General features: G+C 52.2%; 14 protein-coding genes, 1 tRNA gene and 3 pseudogenes. 14 read left to right on the top strand and 4 right to left on the bottom strand.

All coding sequences use genetic code 11. From position 1 onward, the window contains the following. Positions 1-15: 15 nt before the first annotated feature. The 8 genes from proB to GA0061077_RS04615 all read left to right on the top strand — a co-directional run bounded on the left by proB (position 16) and on the right by GA0061077_RS04615 (position 6,654). Positions 16-1,158, top strand: a complete 1,143-nt coding sequence (gene proB, locus GA0061077_RS04650; protein WP_234696530.1) for a glutamate 5-kinase — start codon at positions 16-18, stop codon at positions 1,156-1,158. 99 nt (positions 1,159-1,257) lie between these two features. Beyond that, the gene (locus GA0061077_RS04645) at positions 1,258-2,463 is read left to right on the top strand and encodes a pyridoxal phosphate-dependent aminotransferase (protein ID WP_091847930.1); all 1,206 of its coding nucleotides are present in this window, start codon (positions 1,258-1,260) and stop codon (positions 2,461-2,463) included. A 283-nt stretch (positions 2,464-2,746) separates the two neighbouring features. Next, positions 2,747-2,822 (top strand) — tRNA-Trp (locus GA0061077_RS04640). 29 nt (positions 2,823-2,851) lie between these two features. Further along, positions 2,852-3,079, top strand: coding sequence for a preprotein translocase subunit SecE (secE, locus tag GA0061077_RS04635; RefSeq protein ID WP_091847784.1), 228 nt, complete (start codon positions 2,852-2,854; stop codon positions 3,077-3,079). Positions 3,080-3,110: 31 nt separating this feature from the next. Further along, entirely contained in the window at positions 3,111-3,995 is an 885-nt protein-coding gene (nusG, locus tag GA0061077_RS04630; RefSeq protein ID WP_091847783.1) for a transcription termination/antitermination protein NusG, read from the top strand. 359 nt (positions 3,996-4,354) lie between these two features. Then, positions 4,355-4,783, top strand: coding sequence for a 50S ribosomal protein L11 (gene rplK / locus GA0061077_RS04625; RefSeq protein WP_091847782.1), 429 nt, complete (start codon positions 4,355-4,357; stop codon positions 4,781-4,783). 13 nt (positions 4,784-4,796) lie between these two features. Continuing rightward, positions 4,797-5,492: a 50S ribosomal protein L1 gene (gene rplA / locus GA0061077_RS04620; RefSeq protein WP_091847781.1), complete on the top strand. Its 696-nt coding sequence runs from the start codon at positions 4,797-4,799 to the stop codon at positions 5,490-5,492. 343 nt (positions 5,493-5,835) lie between these two features. After that, positions 5,836-6,654, top strand: coding sequence for an HNH endonuclease family protein (locus GA0061077_RS04615; RefSeq protein ID WP_375773991.1), 819 nt, complete (start codon positions 5,836-5,838; stop codon positions 6,652-6,654). Between the two features lie 179 nt (positions 6,655-6,833). Here the strand turns inward: GA0061077_RS04615 and GA0061077_RS04610 are convergent, their stop codons facing one another. Beyond that, on the bottom strand, positions 6,834-8,597 hold the full coding sequence (locus GA0061077_RS04610; protein ID WP_091847780.1) for an MDR family MFS transporter: 1,764 nt from the start codon (positions 8,595-8,597) through the stop codon (positions 6,834-6,836). Positions 8,598-8,787: 190 nt separating this feature from the next. On the opposite strand from GA0061077_RS04610, the gene GA0061077_RS07065 reads away from it, so the two are divergent. Further along, entirely contained in the window at positions 8,788-8,952 is a 165-nt protein-coding gene (locus tag GA0061077_RS07065) for a hypothetical protein (protein ID WP_234696511.1), read from the top strand. Positions 8,953-8,982: 30 nt separating this feature from the next. On the opposite strand, the pseudogene GA0061077_RS07060 reads toward GA0061077_RS07065, so the two are convergent. Together GA0061077_RS07060 and GA0061077_RS04595 are read right to left on the bottom strand one after the other, a co-directional pair. After that, positions 8,983-9,278 (bottom strand): annotated as a pseudogene (locus GA0061077_RS07060) (sugar transferase). A gap of 384 nt (positions 9,279-9,662) precedes the next feature. Continuing rightward, the gene (locus GA0061077_RS04595) at positions 9,663-10,028 is read right to left on the bottom strand and encodes a hypothetical protein (RefSeq protein WP_091847778.1); all 366 of its coding nucleotides are present in this window, start codon (positions 10,026-10,028) and stop codon (positions 9,663-9,665) included. Between the two features lie 1,030 nt (positions 10,029-11,058). Between GA0061077_RS04595 and rfbB the strand changes: the two genes are divergently transcribed. The 5 genes and pseudogenes from rfbB to galE all read left to right on the top strand — a co-directional run bounded on the left by rfbB (position 11,059) and on the right by galE (position 17,376). Then, positions 11,059-12,081 carry a dTDP-glucose 4,6-dehydratase gene (gene rfbB, locus GA0061077_RS04590; protein ID WP_091847777.1) on the top strand — a complete coding sequence of 341 codons (1,023 nt, stop codon included), beginning with the start codon at positions 11,059-11,061 and terminating at the stop codon, positions 12,079-12,081. A gap of 87 nt (positions 12,082-12,168) precedes the next feature. After that, a pseudogene (locus tag GA0061077_RS04585) lies at positions 12,169-13,630 on the top strand (sugar nucleotide-binding protein). Between the two features lie 131 nt (positions 13,631-13,761). Further along, positions 13,762-14,624 (top strand): annotated as a pseudogene (gene rfbA / locus GA0061077_RS04580) (glucose-1-phosphate thymidylyltransferase RfbA). 190 nt (positions 14,625-14,814) lie between these two features. Beyond that, a complete protein-coding gene (locus GA0061077_RS04575) occupies positions 14,815-16,191 on the top strand; it encodes a polysaccharide deacetylase family protein (protein WP_234696510.1) in 1,377 nt (458 codons plus the stop codon). 165 nt (positions 16,192-16,356) lie between these two features. Beyond that, on the top strand, positions 16,357-17,376 hold the full coding sequence (galE, locus tag GA0061077_RS04570; RefSeq protein ID WP_091847776.1) for a UDP-glucose 4-epimerase GalE: 1,020 nt from the start codon (positions 16,357-16,359) through the stop codon (positions 17,374-17,376). Positions 17,377-17,707: 331 nt separating this feature from the next. On the opposite strand, the gene GA0061077_RS04565 is transcribed toward galE, so the two are convergent. Continuing rightward, complete coding sequence (locus GA0061077_RS04565; protein ID WP_091847775.1) at positions 17,708-18,712, bottom strand: aggregation-promoting factor C-terminal-like domain-containing protein; 1,005 nt, start codon at positions 18,710-18,712, stop codon at positions 17,708-17,710. Between the last annotated feature and the right edge of the window lie 2 nt (positions 18,713-18,714).

Raw genomic sequence — 18,714 nt, 5'->3', positions numbered from 1 at the left:
CAAGGCATGGCTGAAATGACAGAACGACAGATGCAGACGGAGCATGAGGTGCGCAGTTGCGTGGCGAGCGCGCATACCGTCGTAGTCAAGGTTGGCTCAAGTTCGTTGACCACGCCTTCTGGCCATCTGGATGTCGACAAGGTCGGTGCGCTGGTCGAGGTGCTGGCGGAGGCTGCCAAGCGCGGGGTCCGTATGGTTCTGGTCTCTTCCGGTGCCATAGCAGCAGGTTTTGGCCCGCTCGGTTTTGACGCGCGGCCCACAGATGTGTCGACTCAGCAGGCCACCGCCTCCGTGGGCCAAGGCGTTCTCATGCAGCATTACGAGACTGGTTTTGCCAGGCATGGTGTGCGTGTGGGGCAGATTCTGCTCACCGCCGACGACACGATGCACGCCTCTCGTTACCGCAACGCGCAACGTACCTTGCAACGTCTGCTTGATCTGGGCGTGGTTCCGATCGTCAACGAAAACGACGCACTGGCCACCAACGAGATTCGTTTCGGTGACAACGACCGGCTTTCCACGTTGGTCGCGAATCTGGTGCGCGCCGATGCACTTGTTCTGCTCACGGACATCGATGGTCTGTACACCGCGCCTCCTTTCAAATCGGGAGCTAAACGTGTCGGTTTCGTCTCGGATATTGATTGGGTAATCGACCATATTTCGGTCGGCGGCACCGTCTCCGGTGTGGGTAGCGGCGGTATGGTCACCAAACTTGAGGCCGCGCGTATCGCCGTGAGTTCCGGCATTCCAGTTGTGCTGACGAGTGCCGACAACATTGCCGTCGTTTTCGAAGGGGCTTCCACAGGCACCGCTTTCGCCCCAGCTCCCCGCCGCGATTCCGCTCGCCGCCTGTGGATCGGTTTCGCTGCAGGCCCCCGCGGCACGCTGATTGCCGACAAGGGTGCGGCCGAAGCGGTTCTTGGTGGCAAAGCAAGCTTGCTGGCTGCGGGAGTAGTCGAAGTGCGTGGTGACTTTTCCGCCGGCGACCCCGTCTGGATCGACGACGAGGAAGGCAACCACATCGCCAAAGGTCTCTCGAGTTTCGACTCCGAAGAGATGCCGAACACTCTTGGCCACGACACTACTCAACTTAAGCGTTTGCTGGGTGAGGAATACGCTCATCCACTGGTTCACCGCGACAATCTCGTACTGCTCTGACCCGCCCGATTTCGCTACATGCGCGCCAACTGCGTCAGTTCGTTACCGCGGTCTAGTCTTGATAGTGGTAATGCACGCCGAGAAATGCGGGAGATTGAAATGGCGGAGTGGCAGACGTTGAGTGATCGTGTGGCTTCCGTGGCACCAAGCGCCACACTGGCCGTGGACTCGAAAGCAAAGGCGATGAAGTCTTCAGGCATCGACATCATCGGTTTCGGTGCCGGTGAACCTGATTTTCCTACTCCCGATTACATTGTTGACGCTGCAGCCGCAGCTTGCCACGACCCGAAGAACCACCGCTACACGCCCACTGCCGGCCTGCCCGCGCTTCGTGAGGCCATCGCGGAAAAGACGCTACGTGATTCAGGATATGAGATTTCGCCGGATCAAGTCGTTGTCACCAACGGCGGCAAGCAGGCTGTTTATGAGGCTTTGCAGGTTCTGATCAATCCCGGTGATGAAGTCATCATCCCCGCCCCGTACTGGACGACCTACCCGGAGGCCGTCAAGCTTGCCGGCGGCAGCCCCATCAAGGTTTTCGGCGATGCGGACCAAGGTTTCGAACCCAGCGTCGAGGCTCTTGAAGCCGTCCGCACCCCGCGCACGAAAGCCATCATGATTAACACACCTTCCAACCCCACCGGGGCTGTCTGGGGGGAAGGGACAGTACGTGCCATCGGCCAGTGGGCCTTGGAACACCAGATCTGGGTCCTTAGCGACGAAATCTACGAGCACCTAACTTACGACGGCGAAAAAACCGCATATGTCGGCGCTCTGGTTCCAGAGATTCGTGACCAGCTCATCGCTCTCAACGGTGTGGCCAAGACATACGCTATGACCGGTTGGCGAGTCGGCTGGCTTGTCGGAACTATTCCGGTGGCCAAGGCCGCCGCCAAACTCCAAGGTCACATGACTTCCAACGTGGCCGATGTCTCCCAACAGGCGGCACTCGCCGCAGTGGCGGGTTCTCTCGATGCTGTTGCGGCGATGCGCGAGGCGTTCGATAAGCGCCGCAAGGCCATCGTCGCCGGATTGAACGCCATCGACGGTGTTACCTGCCGCACCCCGAAAGGCGCGTTCTACGCTTTTGCCGACGTGAGCGGTTTGCTCAATCACCCGATTTCGGTCAGCGGCGCTGTGGCCAAGAGCTCCTCGGAACTGGCCGCACTGCTGCTTGACCAAGCTCATGTCGCCGCCGTTCCCGGCGAAGCGTTCGATGCTCCCGGATTCCTCCGGTTCTCCTACGCGCTTGCTGATGAGGATCTTGCTGAGGGTATGCGTCGATTCAAGCAGTGGGTTGGCTGAGTACGCTCGATTCCGCGGGTTCCGTTCCTTGAGTTTTACCAGATGTCTATCGAATCATCGTGATTTCCGCTCGACTTTGAGGAACTTCATCGGTGATATGTGACCGATTTACTGTCTGTTGGCGACTCGATGACCGTGCGGATTTGTGATGCAACCGCTTTACGCTGTCTGTCAACCGCGCGACACGAGGAGTGGACGTGAATAGATTTTGATATTACACTGTTTTTTTGGCGATTTATGTCAGATGGTCCCGTGCTTCGAGTACTGTTGACAGAGTTCACCTAGGGAAGTGGCGCAATTGGTAGCGCAACGGTCTCCAAAACCGTAGGTTGTGGGTTCGAGTCCCGCCTTCCCTGCCAAGTAATGACAAGCCAAACGGAGGACGGATATGGCGAAGGCAAACAAGCCTGAAAAGAATGAGAAGCCGAACATCTTCATGCGCATCGGCTTGTTCATCAAGCAGGTCATCGACGAGTTGCGCAAGGTTGTCACCCCGACTGCCAAAGGACTGCTCGGTTGGTCTGTGGCTGTGCTTGTTTTCGTATTGCTGTTGATGGTTATCGTTACGTCCATGGATTTCGGCCTCGGCAAACTGACTCTGTGGATCTTCGGCTGAGTATAGACAATTTTTAAAGGTGACTGACAGCATGGATAATGAAGTAAATCTTGAAGGTTTGGATTCGTTGCCGGACACACCGGAAAATGAACAGAATACAAGCGTTGATTTGAACGTGGATCTTGTAGCAGAAAATGTTGCCTCCGGTGTGGAATCCGAGGCGGAAGCCAGCGAAGTGACCGGCGATTCCGAGAGTGCCCTTTCCGATGATGAATCCCAGATGGATGCATCATCGGGCGTCGACGACACTGCCGATGCCGCTGCTGATGCTTCCGACAATGCCGAGGCTGAGGCCGATGATGCGGGTGCGAAGGCCGTCAAGGAATTCTCCAAGAGCCTACGCGGGCTCGATGGCAAGTGGTATGTGCTGCACACATACTCCGGCTACGAAAAGCGCGTGAAGACGAACGTTGAATCTCGTGTTCAGAGCTATGGACTTGAAGATCAGATCTTCCAGATCGAAGTTCCGATGGAAGAGGTTGAGAAGCATACCGACAAGGGCAAGAAGGTTGTCACCCGCGTACGCGTGCCTGGATATGTACTCATTCGTATGTGGCCGGACGAGAACGCGCGTCGTATCGTGCGTGAGACCGAAGGTGTCACAGGTTTCGTTGGCCCCAGCAAGGATCCTGCACCGCTGACCCGCAAAGAAGTCGTCGAGATGATGGCTCCGATGATTGCTGCGCAGGCGTTGAAGGATGCCGGAGATAAGCCGGCGGCTGCCAAGAAGCGCACCATCGAGGTTTCCTATAAGGTCGGCGATCAGGTTTCCGTTATCGACGGACCATTCGCTACGATGGCCGGTTCGGTTTCAGACGTCGAGCCGACAACCCAGAAACTTACCGTGCTGGTCTCCATCTTCGGACGAGATACACCGGTTGAGTTGGGCTTTGATCAGGTCGAGAAAATCGTCTGATTCCAGCTTATCGATTGCTTACATGTTGCCGCGGGTCGTAAGACTTGCGGCAACATTCGTGTTAAACATAGCTGTCTGCGAAGTGTGCTTGTTTGTCGTGCTTGCTTGGGATAATAAGAAGGCTTGTGTCTGGAGGGGAGACCCGCTAGCACAGCACAGCAATATCGGTTGCGGGAGGAGACCTGCAATTCCTGATATGCCGGAGTTTCGTTGATATGCCCAAGGTAGATCGACGTGCTGTTGGGGCTCTTGTTCCTTGCGTGTTGCAAGACTGCAATGGATTGAATGGCCTGCGGTGTATCGCAAGGAGTTGAAGGCGACCGTCTGTACCGCACGGACAATGAAAAGGAGCCATATTCATGGCTGGAAAAAAGGTCACTTCGCTGATCAAGCTGCAGATTGAGGCCGGCAAGGCCAACCCTGCGCCGCCGCTCGGTCCTGCACTCGGTTCGCACGGCGTCAATATCATGGACTTCTGCAAGGCCTACAACGATGCCACCAAGGACAAGATGGGACAGGTCATTCCTGTTGAGATCTCCGTCTACGAAGATCGTTCCTTCGATTTCATCCTTAAGACCCCACCGGCAGCAGCACTTTTGCTGAAGGCCGCTGGCATCAAGAAGGGCACCGACAATCCGCTGACCCACAAGGTCGGTTCCGTCACCTCGGCTCAGGTTCGCGAGATCGCTGAGACCAAGATGGCCGATCTTTCCGCTCGCGATGTCGAAGCCGGAATGAAGATTATTGCGGGCACCGCTCGCTCAATGGGCATTACGGTCGAAGGCTGAGGGGGAAAGACAGATGGCTAACAAGCATTCCAAGAAATATCGTGAAGCCGCTGAGAAAGTCGACGGCAGCAATCTGTACACCGCTTCAGAGGGCATCGCTCTGCTCAAGAGCATGCCGGAGCGTGGTTTCGATGAGACCATCGAGGCCACGTATTGCCTGAATGTTGATCCCCGTAAGGCAGATCAGCTGGTTCGTGGTGTGGTCAACCTGCCTAACGGTACCGGCAAGACCGCCAAGGTCCTCGTGTTCGCACGCGGCCCCAAGGCCACCGAAGCTACCGAAGCCGGCGCTGACTTTGTCGGCGACGACGAGCTGGTGACCAAGGTCGCTGGTGGTTTCCTTGACTTTGACGCAGTGGTGGCGACACCCGACATGATGGGCAAGGTCGGCCGTCTTGGCCGCGTGCTCGGTCCTCGTGGCCTCATGCCGAACCCCAAGACGGGAACCGTGACCATGGATGTGGCCAAGGCTGTATCGGATATCAAGGGTGGCAAAATCGAGTTCCGCGTCGACAAGAACGGCAATCTGTCGTTCATCATCGGTAAGAAGTCTTTCGATCAGAAGGCTCTGGAAGAGAACTTCCAGGCTGTCGCTGAAGAGATCAAGCGTCTGCGTCCTTCCACTGTGAAGGGCCGCTACGTCTCCAAGGCGACGCTCACTTCGACGATGGGTCCCGGCGTTCCGCTGGATCTCGCTCCGCTTGTCTGAGTGTAGTTGATTGAGCAGGTTGCCCGACACGTCACGCGACGTGCCGGGCAACTTTCATTTTTAAACTGTTTTTAGGGAACAACGGCTGTTCCCGGTATCTTTAGAGGCCGACGAACAACTTGTCGGTGTTCGGCTGATCGACTTGATGATCGGCGTTACTGAAGTTTCCATGCTTAGTAGATACTTAGGTAGGTCAAGATCAAGAAATCTTGATTTTTGACAAAAACGTCGATTTATTGTTGATTGTGCTCTTCCTTTCCTGTATTTCTTATCCGATACGGCAGCATCTGAGTCGTTGAACGTGCATAATGCCAAAGGATGAAGAGGAAGGAAGGCGGAAATTATGAAGATGCGGAATGCCATAAAGTCGGTTGCAAGCAAGGATTGTTTTGACTCGGTATTGTTCCGCGGTTTGTTTCGGAGGAGAAACGCGGCTCATTTTCGGCGCAGGCGGGTCAATCCTGACAGTCTGCTGACCAGATTTCTGATCCTGCTGGTTGCAGCGGTGTGCATTGGTATTGGCACAGGTCTTCTGCTGCCGAAGATCAGTACGCCTCTGGCACAAGTGACTGGCCAATATATCGCCACAGGACCTGTGGCGCAAGTATTGGCGGCGCTACCAGTCGATGACCATCCCAGCAAGCAGGGGTATGACAGGAAGTCATTCAGTTACAACACCATCGACGAAGACGGAAACGGGTGCACCGTACGCGACGACATTCTCAAACGTGATTTGACAGAGGTGGCATACAAAAGCCCAAGTCGATGCCAGATTAAGTCTGGGATGCTGCAGGACCCATATACAGGTAAGACCATTCGTTTTATCCGCGGTCGTCAGACAAGTTCGGCAGTGCAAATCGACCATGTGGTGGCTCTTGAAAATGCTTGGCAGTCTGGTGCCAAACAGTGGGATGTGCAGACCAAGCAACGTTACGGTAACGATACCTATAACCTGCTGGCCGTCGATGGGCCGTCCAATCAGGAAAAAGGGTCAGCCTCAGCTGCGTACTGGCTGCCGCCGAGTCGTCAATATCGTTGCGCTTATGTCGCCCGCCAAGTCGGAGTCAAGCAAAAATACGCACTGACTGTAACCACCACGGAAAAGCAGGCCATTTCAACGGTGTTGCGCACCTGTCCAACTCAGCAAATTCCTGATCATTGATGCAAACCATTGAACGGTTACTGCTGTTTTATCTTGTGGACACCCCTTGCGGAACGATTTGACATCTTGACGTTGGATGCCCACCGCGGTTTCAACCGAATGGACACCTTGGTGGGGAATATGGGGCATCTCTCGCTGATATATTACCGGCGGTTATAGTGGCAAACTCGAATGACGGTTCATTGATGCGAATGGGTATGGAAATAAGGAACACGGACATGTCGCAATGTGCGGTTCGCCAGGTCACGGGCAGAGCCTGCACCTTGGCCGCGCACGCCGAAAGTCACGATGAGAACCATGCCCAATGCGATAAACGAACTGAAAATGAGTGACATCCTGATGCCGAAGACATTTGCAAGTATTGCCGTGTTATGACCGCTTCCCATCGAGTGCTCTCGAATCTTGGCAAATTCCTCCATCAGAATGACCAAAACTGGCGCTCCTATGGCGCCCGATATCTGACGGATGGTATTGGTAACTGCGGAGCCTGCCGAAACATCTTCGGACCGCAGGCAGTTTAGAGACCAGGTGGTGATGGGCATAAGCACGAAACCCATACCGATTTGTCGAATGAACTGGCAGATGGATATCCAGTAGATTGGAACGTCCATGCTGATGAAACTCATGAGTAAAGTGCCTGTCAACAAGGTGACAGAGCCGATTAGTGCGACCGGTCGCGATCCGAACTTGTCAAGCAATCTGCCACCGCCGAATTGCGAGATACATTGCCCAAGTGCGCCCGGAAGCATTACCAGTCCAGAGATTGTCGCTGAGTATCCTCGATCGTTCTGGATGAACAAGGGGATGATAACCGTAATCGAACTGAATGCGAAGAAACTCATTGCGGCTATGATGGTGCCGATTCTGAAATTCTTGTTTTTCAGTACGGTGAGATCCAGCAGTGGCGGTTGCAGTTTGCCGATTTTCTTGATCTGCTCCCGCACTTCGGAAGTCTTAAAGTGCTCCTCGAGTTTTGCTGCCGATTTCGGTTCTGAATGCAACCGCCTGATAGCTGCACGCAGTTCTGTGGCATTCTTGGGCTTTCCGATTTTTTCCCGCAGTGCCTCATCGTCATTCAACCAGCTGGTGAGAGCATCGAGTTCGGCTTTGTATCGTTTGGCGCCCTTGATCTGACGAACGACAAACCAGATGATGCCGATGATGCCCACTACCATTGGAAGCAGAACGACTGGGCTCAGGAACGTGTATGTCTCGATATTCGTGAATCCGAAAAGCAGCCCGCCAAAGCCGATAACTGAAAGGCAAACCGAGAAGAAGTCCGATTCTGCGCCTTTGTCTTTTTGGCTGAAGTTGTACATAAAGAATATCGCGAGCATCAGCGCAAGGGCTCCGACGATGGTCAAGGAAACGAAGATCGAGCGCCAGCCGTTGGCATCGGTCTGCCATCCGCCGAACGTTGGTCCAATAGCCGGGGCGACACTCATTGCCACTCCGACAGTACCCATGGCCACTCCACGCTTTGACATCGGATAGACGGAGAAAACGATGATTTGCAGAACCGGCCACATCACCCCTGAACCAATCGCCTCAAGCGTACGTCCTGCTAGTACAAGAATGAAATTGGGAGCCAACCATGCCAGCACGGAGCCTAGCGTAAAAATTGTCATGGAAGTGATAACGATCTGTCTGGTGGAGAAACGACGGGTGAGATAGGCGGTGAGTGGCACCATTACGCCTTGCACCAACTGGATAATCGAGGTAAGCCATTGACCGGTCGTTACGTTGATTCCAAATTCGTGAACAATGGTCGGCAACGCTGCACTGAGCTGAAGCTGGGTGAAGTTGCCAATGAATGTAATAAATGTGAGTATGGCGATTGAGACGAAAGCCGCATGGCTCAAATGACCGTCGACATATGATTCCTCTTTGGTGAGTACTTTGGATAAGTCAGATCTAGACGACGATTTAGCCTGTGACCGCAATCCTACCGCTGCTCCTTTTTGTTATATATTAAATGTTTCCGAACTGACATCATATGGTCGCGCTATCTTTAGCGTTCACCGATGGTTTCCAGAAGAGAAAAGCGCTTATCAATTAACGCCTCGCTACTATGTCTCAGACTACACCGTAAGCAGGAACGCTATACCGATAGCAAAGTCACACCTCAGTACTATGGAAAACAGCGAGGACGGTCTCGAACAGAATAGCGATATCGCCGGTAAACGGCCAGTTTTGGATGTAAGAAACGTCGCCAAACTCGGATCATTCCTGGCTCATTTCACTGCGACCCGAAACCTGCGAAGGGCCAGTGATGCAGAGCTTCACGAGCAGCTGTAAGGAATATAGCGCGTTGTATTTGGCGAATTCTTACGCTAGTGGCGGACGAGGATCGACCAAGCTCATGTCTCCCTTGAGAACATTGAAGAATTGGGTCAACTCATCAAGAGAGGTTTCCTGATGAAATTACCAAATTTGGTAATTCTCGGGTCACCCTTCAGCTTGAAAATAAATTCATCTTGAAGTCCGTTCTCTTTTGCCGGCTGGCTTCTCAATTGTTCGGCGTCGGTGCGCATCGATCTGATTTTATACAAGGTGAACGGTGGATCGAGTATGCCGATGCGTTCTTGCGAGGAGGATACGGGCCCGTCGTCATCATGATGAATTTAAAGACGATGATCAGCATCGGAATCGCAAGAACGATGATCGCAAAGAGTGAGAGGACAATGTCCATTACGCGCTTAAACATCCGCGCTCGAGTGGTGTATTGTGGCAACTTTGCCGTCAGCGCCGGCATATTTGGGTCGTTGCGGAAGTGCAAGGAGGGGCCACCTAGGTCAGCGACCGATGTAGCAATGCCAGTTCGATTCCTATGGATTCAACGGCTAACGGAAGTGTGCGTGTCGTCTCTGAGCTCCGTGAAAGAACATCGGTTGTCAACCCCGCCGTCGCCTTAAGGTTCTTTGTGGTCTGCGCAAGATGAGAGTTCGCGGGAAGTATCTTCAGCCCTCTTTCTCCTTGCTGTCGGTTATGGATGGGGCAGGAACCAATCATTGGATGTTGTTCTTGGGAGAGGAAGACGTGTCCGATTCGTTGAGCATTACAGGGCACACCGCAATAGGTTCGTATCCGATTCCGGAATCTTCATGCAACTGCCGACATGTGGCATGGGTCGTTTCCGGGGAGCCTATGAGTATGATGTCGTAGAAGAATTCACCATTTCGTCTGTTGTGATCTAATGTGTGATGCATAATCCAGCGTTCGAACAAGGTGAGCATGCCGGTAATGAGGGGTATGAGAATGGTGATGGAACGCGGGATTTCAAGCTTCAAAATGTAGGCAAGCGTGCAAATCATAATAAAGAAAAACAATGAGGCTTTGAGGATTTTGCTGTAAAGTTCATCCCCTTCGCTCATGGTATGTCGTGAGTAGGCTTCGCGAATCAGCAGGCTGATGACCCATGCACAGGTAAAAAAATAAATTTTACTATAGTATTTCCGTTGTGTATCTAACGGGCAGTGTAAATCGGATTATTGCTATTATTCAGGCGAGTGATAGCGCAAGCTACGAGTAGCATTAAAACATCGAGGACAAGCAGTGTCGAATTATACTGGGTCAATCGTTTTTTGGATTCATAATCATCTCCTACGTCATTTGCAGTACAGCATTAAATTTCATCTTTGAATCCGTGCATGTATCTTCGCTGTTTTATATATTTCCACCATGGTGTATAAACGTCCGATTTTTGGTGTGCCGCAGAGCAGGTTTTGACCATGCAATTTCTTGAGTCCCTGTTTTGAATGTAATGTATTTCGTTCAATACTGTCGCAAGGTTCCGCGCTGGGTAGTACCTCATATTTCGGTCTTCTGGGAATGTGGCAGATTTTAAGCCCATTCGCGATAATGTGGCGGTGACTTGTGTCGGTGTAAGTTGTTTCCTTTTTTGGTGATGGTGGGTCAGTAATTTGATAAATGGCCTATCTGTAGGGTTGCCAAATCGTTGTCTAAATATCAGCATGCCATTTCTTGTTCGAACCGCGTGATTGCACGGTTTTGAATTAGTAGAGTCTCCGATGTTAAGTAAATTTGATATTTTATTTTCGTTTTTGATACATATTGTTATGATTCTTGTCTTGTGTTTCTTCATGAAATGTGCTAATGACAAAGTCATGCCTTACATAGGATCTATCTTTAAGGCTGATTAATGAGAGGGTCGAAGTTATGTATCTTGTGGTATGATGTGTTGTTGATGGAAGAAGACCTTCAGTGAGTGCCATCTTCAATTTGTTGGAATTGTAACGTCTTATCTCAACGCTAAATAAAACTGACCCCGAAAGATGAAAGACAATTGACTGAGATTGAGCTGAGTTTGAATATCACATATTAATCAAAAAGCTGGGTTTTGTCGTATTTGATAAAGCTAAGAGTTATCATAAACTGCCAACTATGTTTAAAGAAGAATTTATACCCAAGAACATCATCGTCACCGGTGGATGCGGGTTCATCGGATCGAACTTCGTGCATTATGTCGCGAACAACCATCCGGAGACGCACGTAACGGTGCTGGACGCACTGACATATGCAGGGAATATTGAGAACATCAAAGGGCTGTCTCAAGACCAGGTTGAGTTTGTGCATGGCAACATCTGTGATGCAGAACTACTTGACAAAATTGTTCCAGGGCATGATGCCATCGTGCATTATGCAGCCGAATCGCACAACGACAACTCGATCGCCGATCCGGAGCCGTTCCTCAAGACGAACGTCGAGGGCACTTTCCGCTTGCTCGAGGCTGCACGTAAATACAACGTGCGTTACCACCACATCAGCACCGACGAGGTTTATGGCGATCTCGCACTCGACGATCCAAATAAGTTTACCGAAGAGACCCCGTATCATCCGTCTTCGCCATACTCTTCCACCAAGGCGTCGAGCGATCTCTTGGTGCGCGCCTGGCATCGTACCTTCGGCGTGCGTGCCACGATTTCGAACTGCTCCAACAACTACGGTCCGTTCCAGCATGTTGAGAAGTTCATTCCGCGTCAGATTACAAATATCCTCGACGGCGAACGTCCCAAGCTTTACGGCAACGGCGAGAACGTGCGCGACTGGATTCACACCGAAGATCATTCAAGCGCTGTCTGGACGATTCTGACCAAGGGCCGCATCGGTGAAACGTATCTGATCGGCGCCAATGGCGAACGCAACAACATCAACGTGCTGCGCGATATTTTGCGTGTGATGGGCAAGGCTGAGGACGATTTCGACTGGGTGAAGGACCGTCCCGGGCACGATCGCCGCTACGCCATCGACTCCACTAAGCTGCAGACTGAGCTGGGCTGGAAGCCTGAGCACACTGACTTCGAATCCGGTCTGGAACAGACCATCAAGTGGTACACCGACAACGAGGACTGGTGGAGGCCCGCCAAGGCGGCAACCGAAGCCAAGTATAAGAAACAAGGTCAATGATGCTGCCGCGCGTCACGCACGCGGGGTGGTGCACTTTGTCGTTGACGACAATGAAGTTCTACTATCGTAGTCAGAGATGATCACGATATGTCATTTGAGTTTAAAAAGGATTCAAAGGTCGTGAAAACGAATATTCCCGGACTTTCGGTGTTCGATCTTCCGGTGCATGGTGACGATCGAGGCTGGTTCAAGGAGAACTGGCGGCGCACTAAAATGGTTGAGCTGGGCTTGCCGGACTTCGGGTCGGTACAGAACAGCATCAGCTATAACGACAAGAAAGGTGTGATCAGGAGCATTGACGCTGAGCCATGGGATATAAGTACATCTCGATTGCGGCTGGTGAGATTTCGGCGCGTGGGTGGACCTGCGCCCAAGCGAGAGTTTCGGTTAGGTGTTTCACTGTCCGTCTTGATTCGTCGCGTGCCATCTAGTACCGTGGGGAGTGGGCAACAGCTTCCAGGTGTTGCAGGACGGCACGGTGTATGCGTATCTGGTGAATGCGCATTGGTCGCTGGAGCAGAAGAAGGCGTACGTGTTCGTCAACATGGCGGATCCGGATCTCGGCATTGACTGGCTGATTCCGCCGGAGAAAAAGCGAACGCAGCGAAGCCGATCTTCATCATCCGATGCTTGAGGATGCCAAACCCATGGCTCCCAGGCGCATCTTGGTGACTGGGTGCAAGGTCGGCTTGGTCATGCAATACGCAAGTATGTTGAAGAACATGATTTGCAAGGATTCGAGTTCGCGGACAGGGATGAATCGGATTTCTCTGATCTGTCAGCTTACGAAAGTTATACTGGAGCCACTATGGTGCCATCATCAATGTCGGGGCATATGCCGCCGTCGACAAGGCTGAGACTGAGCAGGGTCGACGCGACGCGTGGATGGCCAATGGACAAACCCCGGCGCTCCTCACCAAGGTTGCGCGTGAATACAATCTGACGTTGGTTCATATCTCCAGTGATTATGTTTTTGAAGGAACACGAAAAGGGGCGCAAGGAGGCCGAGCCGTTCTCTCCGCTGGGTGTATATGGCCAGAGCAAGGCCGCTGGTGACTTGGCGGTGGCGAACCTACCCCGCTATTACGTCCTGTGCTCCAGCTGGGTGATTAGTTTGGACATAACTTCGCCAAGACCATGATGGGGATATGTGACCGCGTTCCCATCCCCAGGACAAGCTCGAGCGGGTCACCATGCTTGACGATCAACTTGGACGTCTGACCTTCACTGAGAGGATATAATGCAGGCCGTTTTTTACTCGCTTGACACGGCTGCACCCTATGGCACATACAATCTGACAGGTTCCGGTGCCGTCAAGGGCTGGGTGGGCATTGCCAAAGATGTATTCGACCAGACCAACGGCAATGCCGAAAAGGTGCTTCTCGTAACCACCGAGAGATACTACGCGAACGCTGCCGCGTCTATTTCACCTCGACCAGCCAACAGTGATTTGAGTCTCGCTAAGATTGGATCGACGGGTTATCGTCCCGTAGATCGGAAACAGACGCTCAAGGGCTATGTCCAGAAGAAAAAGCGTTCGCAGAATTAAGCAGAAATCAAATAATTGCGGGAAACCATACGGATGAATTGGTATGCCTCTTTCGCCATGTTTTGCAGCTATGAAACCATTGAAACGTTTTTTAAGTTATCGCCAGTTGAAAGTGAGTTGGGAATGAAGGCATTTTCCTTGCAGGCGGTTCGGTCGCACGGCTGTATCGGTTGACCACGGTTGCTTTGCAGCAGCTGCTTCCTGTTTATGGCAAGCCGATGATTTATTATCCGCTGAGTGTGCTGGTGATGGTCGGCATCCAGGATGTCTTGGTTATTTCCACATCAAATGATTTGCCTAATTTCGGACGACTGTTGGGCGATGGTTCCAGATGCGGAATCAAACTGTCATATAAAGTGCAGCCAAAGCCGGAAGGTTTGGCACAGGCCTTCGTCTTGGGCGAGGAATTCATCGTGGGTGAACCGTGTACGCTGATTCTGGGTGACAACATCTTTTACGGCAACGGACTTCGGTGTGTGCTCAAGAACGCTGTGGATCTTACTCGCCGGGTTAATCCACTATTTTCGGATATTATGTTGATGATCTTGAACGCTATGGCGTCGTCAAGTTTAATGAGGACAAGAAAGCTGTCAGCATCGAGGAGAAACCTGGACGCTTTGCGAGCAATTATGCTGTGACCGGCCTGTATTTTCTACGATGGGCGGGTGGTTGAATTCGTGAAAAAGGTTAAGGTCAGTGCTCGTGGCGAGCTTGAAATCACCGACTTGAATCGCATGATCTCGAAGATGCTACTCTCAATGTCCATACGCTCGGCAGGGGCTACGCATGGCTTGATGCGGGGACTATGGATCAGGGAGTTTGTGCGCGTCATAGAGAAGGCTCAGGGGTTGCCGATCGCGGTCGTTGAAGAGGCGGCATATGAGAACGGCTGGATAGCAAGGAGAAGCTGCCGGCAGCGGCGAAAAAATATAAGAAGTCGACGTATGGACAACATCTTAAGGATGTCGCTGAAGATAGAATCGTGGTGCAATAATACTTTAGACTTTTTGTTTATTCTGTCAACGTTCGTCGTGCTTCCTTTTGCGCTTGAAGGGAGGTATATGACGTTTTGCTCCGTAATGCTGTTTTCTCCTCATTTCCGATTGTATGAGTAATGTTTTGCATCGGAATACGAGTACGCTATGTTTAAGCGGATTTACGGCATTGAAAAGGTGGAGAGATCGATGAGCAGCAAGGGTGAACGCAATGAATCAGGGGGCCGGCTCGATGCTGATTCCGACATTGAAACCGCTGTTACCTCTGATGACAATTCAGCCGCTGTCGGCGGCAATTCCAAGGAGATGACCGACGGCCGGCCGCTTCGCAGAGATAAACCGTCCGCTGATTCGAAAGCCGAACTGGAGATCGATCCTGTCGTCGAAGAACTGTCGATTCAATCCTCCAATGCTCGCAGGTTGGCTCGCTGGTCCCGTGTTGCGCTGGTCGGCGCGGCGGTGCTGGTCGTTGTGGCTTTACTTGTTGTCGTGGGGGCTTGGGGGTATGGACACCTTCGTCACATTGTGGTGAGCGTCAACGGCACTGAGCGGCAAGTGAGCGCTAATGCCACGTTGGGTAAGTTGTTGGCCGATAATGGTGATTTCAAAGCTAAGAAGGGTAAGTTGCTTTCAGTTTCAGGCAAAGTCCTCAAACCAGCCGGTGGAGAGCCGATAAGCTGTACGATTGATGGGCGGAAGGTCTTGGCCGGCGATGATGCGAACGCGACCAAATTGTCTGAAGGTGCGAAAATAACTGTGCGAGACGGCAAGGACCTGATTGAAGATTACGATGTGCAAAGCACTCCGATACCGTTCAATGTGGTCATGAATGGGCATGGTGTCATTCAAAAACTCAAGCAGCACGGTATAGATGGGGTGAGCGAGGTCTGGAAAGGCAAGATTTCCGGTGAGCAGGTAAACAAAGGTGTAATCAAAAACCCTCAAGACCTTGTTGTTGACACGTTTTCTCCGAAGCCTGAAGGTCGGAACGTAATCGCCTTGACATTCGACGACGGCCCAAGCGAATACAGTGCACAAATCCTCGATATTCTCAAAGAAAAAGGCGTCAAGGCGACATTCTTCGATGTGGGGCAGCACTCAGCAGCCGAACCGCAGATGGAGCAGCGCATGGTTGCAGAAGGTCATCAGGTTGCCAGTCACAGCAACACGCATGTGGATATGTTCAAGTTGAATCCGCAGCAGCTGCAGGCGGAACTTTCCCAAAGCTTGGACAATATCGAGAAGGCTTCCGGGGTTACCACGAAAATGTTGCGAGCTCCTTATGGCAATTTTGGGGCGGAGCAGTGGCGCTACGCCGGAGATCTGATTGATTGCAACGTGATGTGGAGCATTGATACGATGGACTGGAAATTGCCTGGTGCACAGGCAATTAGTGATGCCGTGCTTTTGAAAGCGTATAACGGCGCCGTGGTGCTTATGCATGACGGCGGTGGCGACAGGACTCAAGATGTTGAAGCGTTGCCCGGCATCATCGACGGTCTGAAGGCGCAAGGGTTCGAGTTCGTCACCATTGATGAGCTTATGGCGATGGATGGCAATCAATAGAGTGTGGTTTCGGTCAACGGCCTTCTTTGGTTCTCGCAAGCATGCATCGTGCATCGATACCTCGGCCAAGTTAACTCGAAAAGTGAGATAGACTCCGATGACCTCATGTACTCAATGTGTGCTAATGTTATGTTTTGTTAGGTTATGATAGAAAAAGGAGCAACTATGACGACTGTGTTGGTTACTGGTGGTGCCGGATTCATCGCCACGCACACCGACGTGGAGCTGCTGAACAAAGGCTATGACGTCATCAGCGTCGATAATTTTGTTAATTCCGTACCGGAAGCCCTTAACAGGGTTGAGACGATTACCGGCAAAAAAGTCAAGAGCTACGCCGGCGACGTGCGTGATGCTGAGTTGATGGATCGCATCTTTACTGAGAATGACATTGATTGGGTCATTCATTTCGCAGGTCTCAAAGCGGTTGGTGAGTCTGTTGCGAAACCGATTGAATACTACGACAACAACCTTACTGGCGCGATGACGCTGTTGAAGACAATGCGCGATCACAACGTCAAGAAAATCATCTTTTCTTCATCGGCTACCGTATACGGCAAAGCCGAACATCTGCCACTTACCGAGGAGAGTCCGGTTGGAGGCACAACTAACCCGTATGGCACTTCGAAGCTCTTCCAGGAGCAGATTTTGCGTGATGTCTACGTTTCAGATGATTCCTGGACCGTCGTAATCCTGCGTTATTTCAACCCTGTTGGGGCGCACGAATCCGGATTACTTGGCGAAGACCCGAAGGGTATCCCTGCAAACCTCACCCCGTATATAGCGAAGGTTGCGCTGGGTGAGCTTGACGAGGTGCAGGTTTACGGCGATGATTATCCGACACCGGACGGCACAGGAGTACGTGACTACATCCACGTGGTTGATCTGGCCAAGGGACATGTTGCGGTTATTGACAAGATTGATGAACCGGGCGTGCGTACCTACAACTTGGGTACTGGCTGCGGTTATTCGGTGCTTGAGGTAATCAAGGCCTATGAGAAGGCTGCCGGGCATAAGATTCCATACAAAATCCAGCCGCGTCGTCCCGGTGACATCGCTGCCTGCTACGCGGACTCCTCTAAGGCTGCCCGAGAGCTTGGTTGGAAGGCGGAGCTGGGCATTGACGAGATGGCAGCATCTTCGCTCAACTGGCAGACCAAGAACCCCAAGGGTTTCCGCAAGGACTGATGAACTGATAGCGAGGAATCGCTTCTTCTTTCATTGAAAGCTGGGGCTGTCGGTATGTGCATGCATGGCAACAGCCCAAACTTTTTTGTTTCAGCTTGGGCATACCCAGTGCGGATTGTCATATGCAATCCGCGGTGCCCCTTTGGTTTGCAGCTGGGGGAGTCCAAGGGGAAACGAAGATGGTCGACTTCACTCGTTGAACATCAGCTGAGAGACATGACGCGTAATGTTCGAATTCAAGTCTCTGGCAACGATGCTGTAGATGACAAAGCAGGTGGGGCCTCCGGCATGAAACCGGAAGCCCCACCTGCTTCGTTTACTGGTTGGTAACTCAGTAGTTATGAGCGCTAAGCCAGTGCTTGTAAGCATTCTGAACGCCGCCGTAGCGTCCGTTGCAGTAGCTCCAGAACCATTTCAGCTGTGTCTGGTAGTTTGTCGCCCAGTCGGCACCGGCGCTTGACATCTTGCTGCCCGGAAGTGCCTGGGGGAGTCCGTAGGCGCCGGAAGGATTTTGCGCGTTAACCCGCCAGCCAGACTCGTGGCTGATGATGTATACGGTAGCTGTGAAGTCCGCTTCAGAACCTCCATTCGCGATCAGATAGTCGTGAGCCCACTGCTGCATTTCGCCGGCAGGAACTGTGGAACCGATATTCGCAGCTGCGCTGGAAACGGGGGCCTTGGAGCCGGTGCCGATAAGAATAACTTTATCGACCGGAGCCTGCTTGACGAATGAAGTAAAAACGTTGGAGGAAATTATTTTGTTTCCTGCCTTGGTAACCAAGCTTGTCGTTTCCATCACGCCTTCGCGGCCTTCGGACTCTACTTTCTGCTGACCCTTGGGCAAGCTTGCCGTCTCCTTGGTTACTACGTTGAAGCCGATAGGAGCGTCCGTGGTTTCAAGATCCGCGTCCGCCCGGTCAATGGTGATGGTAGTAGACTCGGTGACCTTCGTCTTAAGGTCCGGAGTAACGACATCGCCGGTATCCAGCGTGATATCACCCTGATCAAGTACTGACTTGACATCGGTGAAATGAGAACCGACCACGGTTCGGTTCTGACCGTTGATCTTGACGTTGACGTAAGAGTCGCCGGCCTGACCGCCGCGCAGATCTTCGCGGTCAGTTCCACGTGAGACATTGAGTCCGTTGGCGTCGGTGGCCGAATAAGAGGTGACGCGATTGACGGAATTCTGTCGCATATTGTGGTCCTGAACGGCAAAAAGGCTGCCGCCTACGAGCGTTACGACCGCTGCCGTCGATGCGGTAATCTTAAGCCACTGACGCTTGCTCAGTGACGACAAAGTCTTGGTCTGCTTGCGGTGATTAGCCTTGGCCATTA

Source organism: Bifidobacterium commune (genome assembly GCF_900094885.1).
GTDB lineage: Bacteria > Actinomycetota > Actinomycetes > Actinomycetales > Bifidobacteriaceae > Bifidobacterium > Bifidobacterium commune.
The sequence above is the reverse complement of the archived record's forward strand: the minus strand, read 5'-3'. Positions and strand labels throughout refer to the sequence as shown.